Origin of the sequence: Paenibacillus sp. IITD108 (genome assembly GCF_036541265.1) — a bacterium.
Lineage (GTDB): Bacteria > Bacillota > Bacilli > Paenibacillales > Paenibacillaceae > Pristimantibacillus.
The window spans coordinates 201,927-215,339 of record NZ_JAZHCT010000001.1 but is presented as its reverse complement, the minus strand read 5'-3'; the positions used below and the strand labels follow the sequence as shown (position 1 = coordinate 215,339).

General features: G+C 48.5%; 8 protein-coding genes. 5 read left to right on the top strand and 3 right to left on the bottom strand.

All coding sequences use genetic code 11. The features are described 5' to 3' along the window. Window positions 1-20 precede the first annotated feature (20 nt). The 4 genes from V1L65_RS00920 to zapA all read left to right on the top strand — a co-directional run bounded on the left by V1L65_RS00920 (window position 21) and on the right by zapA (window position 8,904). Window positions 21-1,031, top strand: a complete 1,011-nt coding sequence (locus tag V1L65_RS00920) for a zinc-dependent alcohol dehydrogenase (RefSeq protein ID WP_331697164.1) — start codon at window positions 21-23, stop codon at window positions 1,029-1,031. 362 nt (window positions 1,032-1,393) lie between these two features. Continuing rightward, entirely contained in the window at window positions 1,394-2,428 is a 1,035-nt protein-coding gene (gene pheS / locus V1L65_RS00915; RefSeq protein ID WP_331697163.1) for a phenylalanine--tRNA ligase subunit alpha, read from the top strand. Between the two features lie 23 nt (window positions 2,429-2,451). Continuing rightward, window positions 2,452-4,893 (top strand): phenylalanine--tRNA ligase subunit beta, encoded by a 2,442-nt coding sequence (pheT, locus tag V1L65_RS00910; RefSeq protein ID WP_331697162.1) that lies wholly within the window; start codon window positions 2,452-2,454, stop codon window positions 4,891-4,893. Window positions 4,894-5,298: 405 nt separating this feature from the next. Continuing rightward, window positions 5,299-8,904, top strand: a complete 3,606-nt coding sequence (gene zapA / locus V1L65_RS00905) for a cell division protein ZapA (protein WP_331697160.1) — start codon at window positions 5,299-5,301, stop codon at window positions 8,902-8,904. A 546-nt stretch (window positions 8,905-9,450) separates the two neighbouring features. On the opposite strand, the gene V1L65_RS00900 is transcribed toward zapA, so the two are convergent. From V1L65_RS00900 to V1L65_RS00890, 3 genes are all read right to left on the bottom strand, one after another. Next, window positions 9,451-9,726, bottom strand: coding sequence for an alpha/beta-type small acid-soluble spore protein (locus V1L65_RS00900; RefSeq protein ID WP_331697159.1), 276 nt, complete (start codon window positions 9,724-9,726; stop codon window positions 9,451-9,453). Between the two features lie 131 nt (window positions 9,727-9,857). Further along, on the bottom strand, window positions 9,858-10,265 hold the full coding sequence (locus tag V1L65_RS00895) for a cytochrome C oxidase subunit II (RefSeq protein WP_331697158.1): 408 nt from the start codon (window positions 10,263-10,265) through the stop codon (window positions 9,858-9,860). A 188-nt stretch (window positions 10,266-10,453) separates the two neighbouring features. After that, entirely contained in the window at window positions 10,454-10,819 is a 366-nt protein-coding gene (locus V1L65_RS00890) for a phage holin family protein (protein WP_331697157.1), read from the bottom strand. Window positions 10,820-11,029: 210 nt separating this feature from the next. On the opposite strand from V1L65_RS00890, the gene V1L65_RS00885 reads away from it, so the two are divergent. Continuing rightward, window positions 11,030-13,390 carry an endonuclease MutS2 gene (locus V1L65_RS00885; RefSeq protein WP_331697156.1) on the top strand — a complete coding sequence of 787 codons (2,361 nt, stop codon included), beginning with the start codon at window positions 11,030-11,032 and terminating at the stop codon, window positions 13,388-13,390. Window positions 13,391-13,413: the final 23 nt, after the last annotated feature.

Sequence of the window (13,413 nt, the reverse complement as noted above, 5' to 3'; positions counted from 1 at the left end):
ATAACGGGGAGGATTATTTAATGAAAGCAGTAGCAGTACAGCATGGCAAGGTTCTTATCATCGATAAGGAGAAGCCGCATCCGCGCCCTGGCCACGTACTTATTAGGGTTGAATATTCGGCCATCAGCCCTGGCACAGAGATGATTTTTATAAGACGAAATTCCGATCATATAGCTGAAATCGGCTATAGCGCGGTCGGGATTGTTGAGCAGCTGGGGGAGGGCGTATGTGAGCTGGAAATCGGCCAACGCGTAGCCTGCTACGGCGCACCGTACGTTCAGCATGCGCAGTGGCTAAGCGTACCGGTCAATCTGACAGCCATAGTGCCTGATCATGTAGACCCTAAAGAGGCAGCATTTGCTGGTCTTGGCGCAATTGCTATTCACGCGCTGCGGGTTGCGGATTTGAAATTCGGCGAATCGGCTGTCGTAGTAGGTTTAGGCATTTTGGGCAATATCATTGCTCAAATTGCAAATGCTGCTGCATTTCGCACAACGGGTTATGATTTGAACGAAGAACGTGCCAAAATGGTAAGGGAGCGGGGCTTGCCGCATTTCTACAGCTCGCAGGAGCAAATGGAAGCGCAGCTGACGGCAGCCGTCGGCAAGCACGGTGCGGACGCTATTATACTGTGCGCAAGCGGTCCAGGCGAAGTGCTGATCAACCGCAGTTTCTCTTGGCTGCGGGACCGCGGCAAAATTGTAATTGTCGGAGATTTATCAACGGAGTATACTAGGGGGCTTATGTTCGGCAAGGAAGCTCAGGTGCTCATATCGAGAGCTGGCGGGCCTGGCCGCTACGACACAAGCTACGAGCAGGATAATATCGATTATCCGATCGGCTTTGTACGATGGACAGAGGGGCGTAACATTGGCGAGTATATTCGTCTGCTTGCCGAAAAGAGAATTTCAATTCAAGCTTTAATTACGGATGTGTATAAGCTGGATAATATTCAGCAGGCCTATGACAATTATATACATTACACAAGCAGCTCCTCAACGATTGCAACCTTGATTCAATTTTGTGACTAAATAGCGTCTGACAGTTGCAACCTGAAGGTCTATTGCTTATAATGGACAATAGCAAATGCTAAGAAAGAGAAGAGTAAGCAGCACTTTCACACAGGGAGAAAACGCCATGGATTGCGAGCGTTTTTGTGACAACAGGCTGTTGAAGTTCACTCTGGAGCAGGCACCTGAACGGATTGGCTGGCGTTAAAGCAGCTGAAGCGCTAGTAGGGCAAGCACGGTTTCCCGCCGTTATCGGGCTCAAGAGATTTAATAAGGCTCGTTTTTTCTGCTTTATTGATCTGAATTAGGGTGGTAACACGGTCCTTTCGTCCCTTTGTGGAGAAAGGGCTTTTTTTTATTAATTTTGCATGGAGGCGAAAGTAATGAAGGAAAGATTGGAGCAGCTCCGCTCGGAAGCACTAGAGCAATTGAATGCTGTGGATAATCCGCAGGAGCTTAATGACTTGCGGGTCAAATACTTAGGCAAAAAAGGCGCATTAACTGAAATTTTACGCGGGATGGGCGGACTTAGTGCTGAAGAGCGTCCTATTATCGGCGGTGTAGCTAACGATGTCCGCACAGCTATTGAAACGATTATAGATGAGAAGCAGGAAGCTTTTCAGCAAGCGGAAACGAATCATCGCCTAATGGCGGAAACGATTGACGTAACCTTGCCCGGCAAGCAGCTGCCTACAGGCGCGATTCATCCGCTCAACAAGGTTGCTCAGGAAATTGAAGATATTTTTATCGGCATGGGCTATACGATTGCGGAAGGGCCTGAGGTTGAGACCGATTATTATAACTTTGAAGCGCTGAATTTGCCGAAGGATCACCCGGCGAGAGATATGCAGGATTCCTTCTACATTACTGACGAAATATTAATGCGCACGCAAACCTCACCGGTTCAAATAAGAACGATGCAATCGCATAACGGCGCAACGCCAATCCGCGTCATTTGCCCTGGCAAGGTGTATCGCCGAGACGATGATGATGCTACGCATTCCTTCCAATTCAACCAGATTGAAGGACTTGTCATTGGCAAAAATATACGAATGAGCGATTTGAAAGGCACATTGCTGCAGTTTGCTCAACAAATGTTTGGCGCGCAAACAAAAATCAGGCTTCGCCCAAGCTTCTTCCCGTTCACAGAGCCAAGCGCAGAGGTAGACGTAAGCTGTGCACAGTGCGGCGGCGATGGCTGCAGAATGTGCAAGCATACTGGCTGGATCGAAATACTGGGCTGCGGCATGGTTCATCCGCGCGTGCTTGAAATGGGCGGTTATGATCCGGAAGTAGTAACAGGCTTCGCATTCGGCATGGGAATCGAGCGTATTGCTTTGCTCAAATACGGCATAGATGATATTAGACATTTCTACACAAATGATTTGCGATTCCTGAAGCAGTTTGCGCGAATGTAACGAAAAGGAGAGGACTGAAAGCAATGAAGGTTTCATATAAATGGCTGTCTGATTATATTAGCTTGGAGCAAATAAGCGCTGCTGAGCTGGCTGAGCAAATGACAAGAGGCGGTATCGAGATCGATATCGTTGAGCCGCTGAATAAAGGTGTATCTGATGTAGTTGTCGGATATGTCGTTTCTAAGGAAAAGCACCCTGATGCGGATAAGCTGAATGTGTGCAAGGTGGATGTCGGCACTGAGGAGATTTTGCAAATTGTATGCGGAGCTCCCAATGTGGATGCTGGCCAGAAGGTGCCTGTCGCTATTGTCGGCGCTAAACTTCCTGGCGATTTCAAAATTAAACGAGCCAAGCTGCGCGGCGTTGAGTCGCAGGGGATGATTTGCTCGGCCAAGGAGCTTGGCTTAAACGACAAGCTGCTGCCGAAGGAGCAGCAGGAAGGCATCTTGGTGCTGCCGGAACATACGCCGCTTGGAACGCCGATTGTTGATGTGCTGGCGATGAATGACGAAGTGCTTGAGCTGGATTTGACGCCAAACCGCTCTGATTGCCTTAGCATGCTGGGGGTTGCTTACGAAGTAGGCGCGCTTACTGGGCGCAGCGTACAGCTTCCGCAAGCGAATGTGGCAGAAGGCGCAGACCGTGCTGCTGATCATATCGCAGTTCGTATTGATGCCAAGGAGCAGTGCTCCCACTATGCAGCGCGATATATTAGCGGCATTGCAATTGGCGAGTCGCCGCAATGGCTGAAGAGCAAGCTGATGGCTGCAGGAGTAAGACCGATCAATAATGTAGTCGATATTACGAATTTCGTTATGCTGGAATATGGACAGCCGCTGCATGCATTTGATGCGGACCGCATACCCGGCGGACGGATTCATGTGCGTCTAGCCAAGGAAGGCGAGACATTGGTTACGCTTGATGACCAGGAGAGAAAGCTGGAGCCGCATATGCTGCTTATTGCCGATGACAATGGCCCGATCGGCCTCGCAGGCGTAATGGGCGGCGCGAGCACAGAGGTTACGGAATCGACGAGCAATATATTGCTGGAATCCGCAAAATTTGCAGGCAGTTCTATTCGCAAAACTTCACGTCAGCTAGGATTGCGCTCAGAAGCCAGCATCCGCTTTGAGAAGGAAGCAGACGCCGGCAATGTAATTGCTGCTCTCGATCGTGCGGCTGCTTTAATCGCTGAGCTTGCAGGCGGCACGGTAAACAGCGGAATCGTTGAAGACAAAGCCGGCGAGCTGCAGCTCAAAACGGTTATTGTTCAATTGCCTCAAGTAAACAGCTACTTGGGAACAGCGCTGCAGGCAGCAGAGGTTGAAGCGATTTTAAGCAAGCTTCAATTTGATTATAAGCTTAGCGGTGCGGAGCAATTTGAAATTACTGTGCCGTCGCGGCGCGGAGATATTACTCGCAGTGTGGATATTATTGAGGAAATAGCGCGTTTATACGGCTATGACAATATTCCGACAACGCCAATTTACGGTGAAGTTATCCCTGGCGTGTTAACGAAGCCGCAGGCTGTGCGCAGAGAGCTGCGCAAGCGGTTGTCGGATGCCGGATTATTCGAAGTCATCAGCTATTCCTTTACTTCTCCTGCGCGCACGGAGCTGTTCCCGCAGCTGGCGGAACAGACAAAGCCTGTTAAGCTGGCAATGCCAATGAGTGAGGAGCGAAGCGTGCTAAGAACGACACTTGTAGCTCAGCTGATTGAGACCGCTGCTTATAACCGCAACCGCAAAAACGAATCTGCTCTGCTATACGAGATCGGCAGCGTCTATCATACTAATGAAGAAACGCTTACTGGACTTCCAGTTGAAAAGCATCGCTTTGCAGCGCTGCTTACTGGCAATCGTCAGCAGCCGCAATGGAACAGCAAAGCTTCGGCGGTAGATTTTTATGATGCGAAAGGTATCATTGAAACAGTTGCTTCTGTATTGGGCTTGCAGGATAAGATCAGCTATGCGCAAGCACAGCCAGAGCACTTCCATCCAGGCAGAACGGCAGCTGTATTGCTGCAAACTGCCGGCGGGCCGGTTACGATTGGTTACGTAGGACAATTGCATCCTGCATTGCAGCTTGCAGAGGATTTGGCAGATACGTATGTGCTTGAAATAGACTTGGAGCAAATATATGAGCTGGCAGGCGATGAAATTGTATATCGTACGCTGCCTCGTTATCCGGCTATTCAAAGAGATATCGCAGTTGTTGTTGATGATGCAGTCAGCTCTGCGGAACTCATCGGGCTTGCGCAGGCTCAAGCAGGCGCGCTGCTGGAAAGCGCTCATGTGTTTGATGTGTACACGGGAGACCGCCTCGGCGCAGGCAAAAAAAGCGTCGCTATTGCGCTAGTTTACAGACATCAGGAGCGTACTTTAACAGATGAGGAAGTAACGGAGCTTCACGGACAGGTTATCCAACAATTGGAGCAAACTTTTGCAGCTCAATTGAGAAAATAAGCAGGAAACTTCTTAAGCCGTATCGAATTAGTTCCTAGTGAACTTCGGTACGGCTTTTTTATATTTTTTATAAGCCGTTTACCCATGTTTTTTAGGCGCAGGAGCCGCTTAATTGCAAGAATTGCTTTTTTTGTAATATAAGAAAGTATAAGTTTTTGTAACCTTAATCAATTTCTTAATTAATATTCCAATTAAGTAATTGATTCATATCTGTTCTTATATTTCATCGGTAAACGCGGCTGTCCAAAGGACAGCGGAGCCGTTTATCTTTGGTTTTCAGAGCTTTTATTGTTTTTCTATTTACTGGTAACATGCCTGTCTTAAAGACTGGCGAGCTATTATTCCTTGTGAGCATTAATCCGCATAATCGCGAATGAATAGAACATTCTGACGGAGGGTAAGAGTATGGATTCGGAACAAATTGTTGTAACCGTTGATATATATGGCATTCAATATAAACTAAAGGGGCATTCCAATGTCGAGTATATGAAGCGTGTAGCCAGCTCTATAGATGAGTCTATGAAAAAACTGGCAAAAAGCTTTCCAAGTCTAGATATGAACAAATTGGCTGTTTTATCAGCCGTTCAAATTACAGAGGAATCATTTCGACTGCGCCGAGACGTTACCCGTTTGCAGGAGGAAGAGGTCAAGCTGCATGAGGTGCGTAAGATTTTGGAGCAGGAGCGCGCGCAATTAGCTGATCTAAAGCTTGTTCTCGAGGCGGTGCGGCAGGAGGCAGAAGAAAGAGTCAAGCAGACGGCTGCCGATGTTCGATCAGAGCTGCAGCCGCAGCTGGAAGCATGGACAGCCAAATGGGGAGAGGAGCAAAAGCGCCAGCTGCAGCTGGCAGAGCAGCATATAGCTGCGCTGGAGCAGCTGAAGGAAGAGCTGGAGCTTGAGAAGAAAACTGCATTAGTTCAAATGAAAAGCCGTTTTGAGACGGATATTGCGAAGCTGGAGCAAGATCGCGCTGATCAGGCCGAGCAGCTGACAGGCCAATTCGAGCAGCAAATAGAAGAGCTGAAGCTTGCAGCTGCGGCAGAGAGAGAAAAAATGGCTGCTGAGCTGGAGCAGGCATTAGCATTGCTGACTCAAGTAGAAGCCGAAAAGGCGACAGAAAATGCCGCGCTACAGGCTGCCAGCGAGGAACGGCTGGCGGAGGAAAAGAAGAAATTCGAAGCTGCAATATCAAGATTACATAATCAGCATGAGTCATCCGTACAAATGCTGAAAGCAGATAAAGATAAACAGATTGAAGCGCTTCGCGCTGATTTGGCCAGGCTTGAAGAAGAGCTTGTAGCTGAGCAAACCCGGTTTGCTACAGAGCAGGCTAGCGCTGCTGATGCCTATGAGAGTATGCTGCAGGAGCTGACAAGCAGCAAGGACAGCGAGCTGGAGGCGAAGCAAGCGGAAATAGACAGAATGCTGGCATTGCTTGCAGAGCTTGAAGCAGACAAAATTGAGCAGCTGGCTATTAAAAGCAAAGAATTTGATGAATTAGAGGCTGCGCTTAAAGTAAGCCATGCCGGCAATGTTGCCCGCATCGAAGCCGAGCAGGATGAGCGTTTGCAGCAATTGACCGAAAAGCATGAGCAAGCTGTTCTGTCTTTGAAAGAGGAGCATTCGGCTCAATTATTGACGGCCAATGAAGAGCTTGCAAAGCTTCAGGGAGAACTAGAGGAGCAGCTCGCTAACGTGCGCGCAGAGCACCAGCAGCAAATCGAGCAATTAAGCAGTAAGCATACGCAGAGTGTCGCTTCATTACAGGAGAAGCATTCCGGAGAGCTCGCAGCTTTGCAAGGCGAGGTTGAGCAGACGCTGGAGCTGCTGACACAGCTGGAAGCCGAGAAGACAGCCAGCATTGCTGAATATGAGCGGCAGCTTAGCGAGCTGAAGCAGCGTGATATAGCGAGGCGTCAGCAAGCGGAGGAAGCTCAAGCGGCATTGAAGGAGCAGTATGCGCAAGAAAATGAGCTTGCGCTGGCGATCGCCAAGGAAGAATATGATGAGCAGCTTGCTAAGCTGATAAAAGATAAGCAGCAGGGGCTGGCGCAGATGCGCAAAGAGCTGGCCGAGGAACGCGAGCTAGAAATAGCGATAGTACGCGAACAGCTGGCAAAAGAGCATGAGCAAGCTGTGGCAAGCGTACGGGAAGGGCTGGCAAGAGAGCATGAGCAAGCTGTGGCAAGCGTACGGGAAGGGCTGGCAAGAGAGCATAAGCAAGAAGTAGCAAGTGTGCGGGACGAGCTGGCGAGAGAGCATGAGCAAGAAGTGGCAAGTGTGCGGGATGAGCTGGCAAGAGAGCATGAGCAAGCTATGGCAAGTATGCGGGATGAGCTGGTACGTGAGAGTGAGCGCAAAGCAGCGGAAGTGCGTGAGTCGATGGCTGGTGATAACGCCCGTGAAATTGCTGAAGTGCTGGATGAGCTGGCAAAAGAGCATGAGCGTGAAATCGCAGCCGTGCGTGAAGAGCTGGCTCGGGAGAAGGAGCGCGAGGTTGCAAAAACTCGCGAGGAGCTTGCTCATGAGCGTCAGCGCGAGCTGATGGAAGTGCGTGATGCTCTTGCTAAGGAGCGGGAGCGAGAATTGTCGGAAGTTAAAGAAGAGCTAGTAAATGAGCGGGAGCGCAAATTAGCGGAGCTGCGCGAACAGTTGGCGGAGGAGCGGGAACGCGAAGCAGCAGAGCTGCAGGAGCGTCTAAACCGATTGCAGGCTGAATGGAATAAAGAAAAGGCTGCTTTTGAGCAGCGTCTTGAGGTTGCGGATGAGCATTTGATTCAAGCGCTTGAGCAGGAGGAAAACTGGAGAACGGCCAGCACAAGGCTGCAGCAGGAGGCGGATAGCAGCCGCACGGAGCTGGAATTTGCACAAGAACAGCTGGAGGAATTGAAACAAAGGCTGCAGGCTGCGATTGATGAAGAACGACTCTTGCATGAAAGTCAAAAGGAACTCGAGCTTGAGCTGCAGGCGGAGAAGAAAAGGCTTGCTGAGCAGCTGCAAGCGCGCTTGGATGAGCAGCAGCAGGATTTGCAGCAGCAGTTGGAAGCTAAGCTGGCCGAGAAATCTGATGAATGGGAACGCGAGTATGAGCAGCTGAAAAATCAATTGATGGATGTGAAGCAGCAGGCGGAAGCAGCCGAACTGGAGCTGCTTGATGCTTTGCAGCATACAGAAGAGAAGGAGCTTGAGCTGAGAAAGGCATTAGAGCAAAATGACCTGATGGCCAAGTCGCTAGTTGCTGCACAGCAGGAAGCCGACGAAATCAAAGCGCTGCTTGATGATCAGCAAAAGGAAGCGGAGCAGCAGCAGCTTGCTTTCGCCGAAGCGGAGCAAGCAGCCGAACTAAGCGCACGGCAGGCTGAGGAGGCAGGCAAGCTTGCCGATGCAAGCAAGCAGCAATTGCTGCGAGCTCAGGAGCAATTTGAAGCGCTCGAGCGTCAGCTGCTGGAAGCGCGCGACCGGGCTGAAAAGAATGAGAATGAGCTGTCAGAATTCAAGCAGCTGGCAACGACCTCTGAACGTCAGCTGGCTAAGGTACAGCAGCAATCCGAAGCAATGGAGAAGCAGCTGGCCGAGGCACAGCGCAAATCAGCTTTAGCCGAGCGCCAGCTCGCGGAGGCTCAGCAGCAGGCCGCAGCAACAGAGCAGTGGTTATATGAAGCCCAGCAACAAGCTGAGGAAGCGCAGCGACAGCTGCAAGAGCAGAAGCAGAAGGAGCAGGAGCTGGTAGAAATATTAGAAATAACTGCAGCCAGAGAGCGTCTTGCGACAGGTCAACTGGAAGTTGCGGCTGCCGCCTCGGCCAAGCTTGAGGAGGCTATGAATCAGCACAATGATGCACAGCATAAGCATGAACAGATGCTCGAGGAATATAATCAGATGAAGCAGCAATATGAACAGCTTAAGCAGTCTTCTCAGGAACTGGAGCAGCAGCATCAAAAGCTGCGCAGTGAGTATTCCAAGCTGCAGACGGAATATAATGAATGGATTGAATTGATAGAGCAAAGTTAGAAAACGATGAAGAGCTGGCTTGCATAAATGGGAGGATCTGTTTAGATTGTAACGGAACTGAGAGGCTCTATTAAGCAATAAAAAGCTGTTTTAAAATTGTAACGGAACTGTGGAGCGCTATAGATGATCTTTTTCCCGTTTAGCTAGAGATTTTGAGTAAATAAGGTTTCTCAGTTCCTTTAGATTTTAGAATAAGCTGATTTCCGTACAATAGCGTTTCTCAGTTCCGTTAGCGTTTTTCAACGGCCTGATTTCTAATTCTAGAGGGAAAAACTACATCTAGTTTGGCACAATTCGAAAAATATAGGGTAATTCAACGAAACTGGATACTTGAATCCATTTAGAATCGTTTGTTCGGCGAAAAAAGAGAACCTAGATGTACAAAATGTACTTAGTTAGCTACCACGAACCGGATGCAGGGTAAGCGAGCGCCCTATATGGTGCGGTTAAAGCTAAGTGAGCTGGATCAAGCAGTAAAATCTTAACATCGATCAAGAAAAAGAAATAAGGGACGGCATCTGCTATTGCAGGGCCGTCCCTTATTCGTTATTTTTGATTCGACAAGCGATCCTGTGCCATGCGGATTAATTCCCGCACCATTGATCCGCCAATTTTTCCGCCGATATGTCCTGCTTCCTCCGTAGATAGATCTCCGTTATCCCGAGGTTTTAAAGTTATGCCTAATTCATTGGCTATTTCAAATTTGACCTCGTCAGGATTGTTTGGGTTGACGCTATACCCTTCTTTCTTCATTACCTCTGCCTTGAAGGCCTGCATGCTTTGCTCTGCACCGGGGACGACATATTTTCTTCTTCTGCCCATTTTGCTTGCTCCTTTCCTGCTTTTCATTAGAATAACCAAACGTTATACAATGATTCATTTGTACATAAATACAAAAAAGCCGGCGTACAGTTTAAGCTGTACTACCGGCTGTTATGGATTTATTTAAGCGATTAAGCTTCAACAACTAATTTTGCTTTCATTTTAGCATGGCCTGCGCCGCACGGAATGTTGCAAATAATGTCGTATGTTCCAGGCTCATCGATTTTAACAGCAACAGTTTGCTTATTTTCGATGTTCACATCTGTTTTCAAAATTTTGATGCCATGAATGCCTTCAGCAGAATCGACTGTCATATCGATGCTTTCGCCAGCTTTAATTTTGTACTCAGCTTTGTCAAATTTCCAGTTGGAAGCAACAATTGTAACTCCGCCCTCTGCAGCTGTGTTTTCACTTGGTGCTGCGCTATTGCTTGGAGTTGATCCGTTGTCGGAGTTTCCGCCCTTATCATTTGATCCGCAGGCAGCAAGCACAAGAACTAAAGACAATGCAACCGCTACTAATGAAGCCCACTTTTTCATTATTAAAATCCCCTTCCTATCTAAGGTAGTATCTTTACTTTTATATTGTAAATGATATTACCTATAGATAACGTGGAAATGAGTGACAGCCTTATGACAAACTTATGAATAATCCTTGAATAAACAAGGAAAAGCCCTTAATGATCGCGAGGCGACCACAAGGGCTTGTTACGTTCCGTTGATTGCTCTTATGAACGAGCATCATTTTTTCTGCCTGCTTCATACGGAGTGCTGACCGGTATAAAGAGGTCGATAATGCCGATTACAAGTGCGGCAAGAATAGCGCCTAGCCACGTAACCGTTACGCCGCCAACGATAAATTGAGCGAGCCATATAACTAACGCGCTTGTCAGGAAGCCAACGATGCCTCTGCCGAAGGGAGTAACCTTCTTGCCGAAAATACCTTCAATAATCCAGCCGAAAGCAGCAATTACAAGCGCAAGGAAAAACGCGCTCCAAAATCCGCCTACGCTAAATTGAGGTACAATCATTCCAACGAGCATAAGTACTAATGCAGCGACGACAAAGCGTACAACATGTCCTAAGAAATTCATTGCAGTTCCTCCTTGTTTTGTTCAATTATGTCCATGCATAAAGTTTAAACATCACTATCATGTCCTTTTTTGAAGCATAATATGTAGGCCGCTGAAAAATTACAGCTTTAAGAACAGGACAATCATTATGTTTTTCTTCTTGCTTTATGAGATGTCGTGCATCAGCGTGATTGATCGGCTATAATAAAAGACGAGGGGAGTGTTTTTTTAGTGGATTCAAAAATATTGTCAACGATGGAGTACCCCAAAATCATCAATCGATTAGAAGCGCATGCCGCGACTATATTAGGCAAACAGCTTGTGCAGCATCTGGCGCCTTCGTCCTCGCTCGAGGATGTAAAGCGAATGCTGCAAGCTACCGATGAAGCCTATGCGGCTGACCGCTTGAAGGGCAGTGCTCCTTTTGGAGGCATAACAAATATAGAAGCATCCTTGCATAGAGCAAGGATTGGCGGAATGCTGTCAGCAGCAGAGCTGCTTGAAATTGCCGACACCTCGCGCGGCGGAAGACGTGTGAAGCGTCATATTATAAATATAAATGCTGATCATCCGCTGCCATTGTTAAACGGCCTGGCGGAGCAGATTAGTGAAAACAAGCAGCTTGAGGATGCAATATATGCTTGTATAGACGAGCAAGCAGAGGTAATGGATTCTGCCAGTCCTGCGCTGGCAGCAATACGGCGTGAGTTAAGAGCCGGCGAAGGCCGCATTAGAGAAAAGCTGGAATCGATGATTCGCTCCACGTCTGTTCAGAAGATGCTGCAGGATGCAATTATAACGCTGCGCAACAATCGCTTTGTTATTCCGGTCAAGCAGGAATACCGGTCCAGCTTTGGCGGAATCGTTCACGATCAGTCAGGATCGGGCGCCACGCTGTTTATTGAGCCGGAAGCTATTGTAGCGATGAATAACAGGCTGCGCGAGCTCAAGGCAAACGAAGAACGCGAGATTGAAAAAATATTGCAAATGCTGACAGCGCAGGCAGCAGAATGCGAAGAGGATTTGCTCATTGATATGCAGCTGCTGGCACAGCTTGATTTTGCTTTTGCAAAGGCAGCGCTTGCACATCGTATGAAAGCTATTCAGCCGCGAATGAACGACAGAGGCTTTATTAAGCTGCGCCGCGGACGTCATCCGTTAATTGATATCCATAAGGTTGTGCCGCTTGATATAGAGCTTGGCAATTCCTTTTCTACAATCGTCGTCACCGGTCCGAATACTGGCGGTAAAACCGTTACTTTAAAAACAGTCGGACTGCTCAGCTTAATGGCGATGTCGGGCTTATTCGTGCCAGCCGAGGAAGGCAGCCAATTATGTGTGTTTGATGCGATTTATGCAGATATCGGCGATGAGCAGAGTATAGAACAAAGCTTGAGCACCTTTTCCAGCCATATGACTAATATTATCCGGATCTTGAATCAAATGACGTCCAAAAGCCTCGTGCTAGTCGATGAGCTTGGAGCAGGAACAGATCCGGCTGAAGGGTCTGCGCTAGCTATTGCTATACTGGAGCATATTCATGCCAAGGAATGCCGCATTATTGCAACGACCCATTATAGCGAGCTTAAAGCTTATGCCTATAATCGCAAAGGCGTTATTAATGCCAGTATGGAATTTGACCTCGCTTCCTTAAGCCCGACCTATCGGTTGCTCGTTGGTGTCCCCGGCCGAAGCAACGCATTTGCAATTGCAGAGCGCTTGGGCTTGCAGCATGATATTATTAATCGTGCCCGCGGTGAAGTCAGCGAGGAGGATATGAGGGTAGAATCAATGATTGCCTCTCTGGAGCAAAACCGGATTACAGCTGAGCATGAACGCATCGAGGCAGAGGCGCTGCGTCAGGAGGTGCAGCAGCTTCGCTCAAAACATGAAGAGGATAAAAGGCGCTTTGAGGAGCAAAAGGAAAAACTGCTCGTCAAGGCACAGGAGGAAGCGGCACAAATCGTTAAAAAGGCAAGGCGAGAGTCCGAGCAAATTATTGCCGAGCTTCGTCAACTTGCACTTGAGGAAGGCGCTTCCGTCAAAGAGCACAAGCTGATCGAAGCGAAGCGAAAGCTGGATGAGGCTGAGCCGGCGACAATTAATGCGTTGTCCGCCAAGCCAAGCGGCCATAAAAAATCGGCGGCCATTCAAGCAGGGGATGATGTGAAGGTGATCAGCCTGAACCAAAAAGGTTCTGTTGTTGAGCTTCATGGCAACGAAGCGACAGTTCAGCTTGGGATTATGAGAATGAAGGTAGCTATTGCCGATTTGGAGCTGCTGCAGTCAGCGCCGGTCAAGCAGCCGCAGAAGCAGGCTGCCAGCTTGAAGCGTACGAAGGATGACGATGTTAAGCTGGAGCTGGATTTGCGCGGTGAAAATTTGGAAGAAGCAATTATGGAAGTAGACAGATTTCTCGATGAAGCCTTTTTGTCAGGTTTGGGCCTGGTGCATCTTATTCATGGGAAAGGCACAGGCGTACTGCGCACCGGCATCCAGCAATATTTGCGCAGGCATAGCCACGTTAAAAGCTACCGCAATGGAGCCTTTAACGAAGGTGGCGTCGGCGTTACAGTTGTCGAGCTGAAATAAACAGCTTGCTGAAATGGAGGACT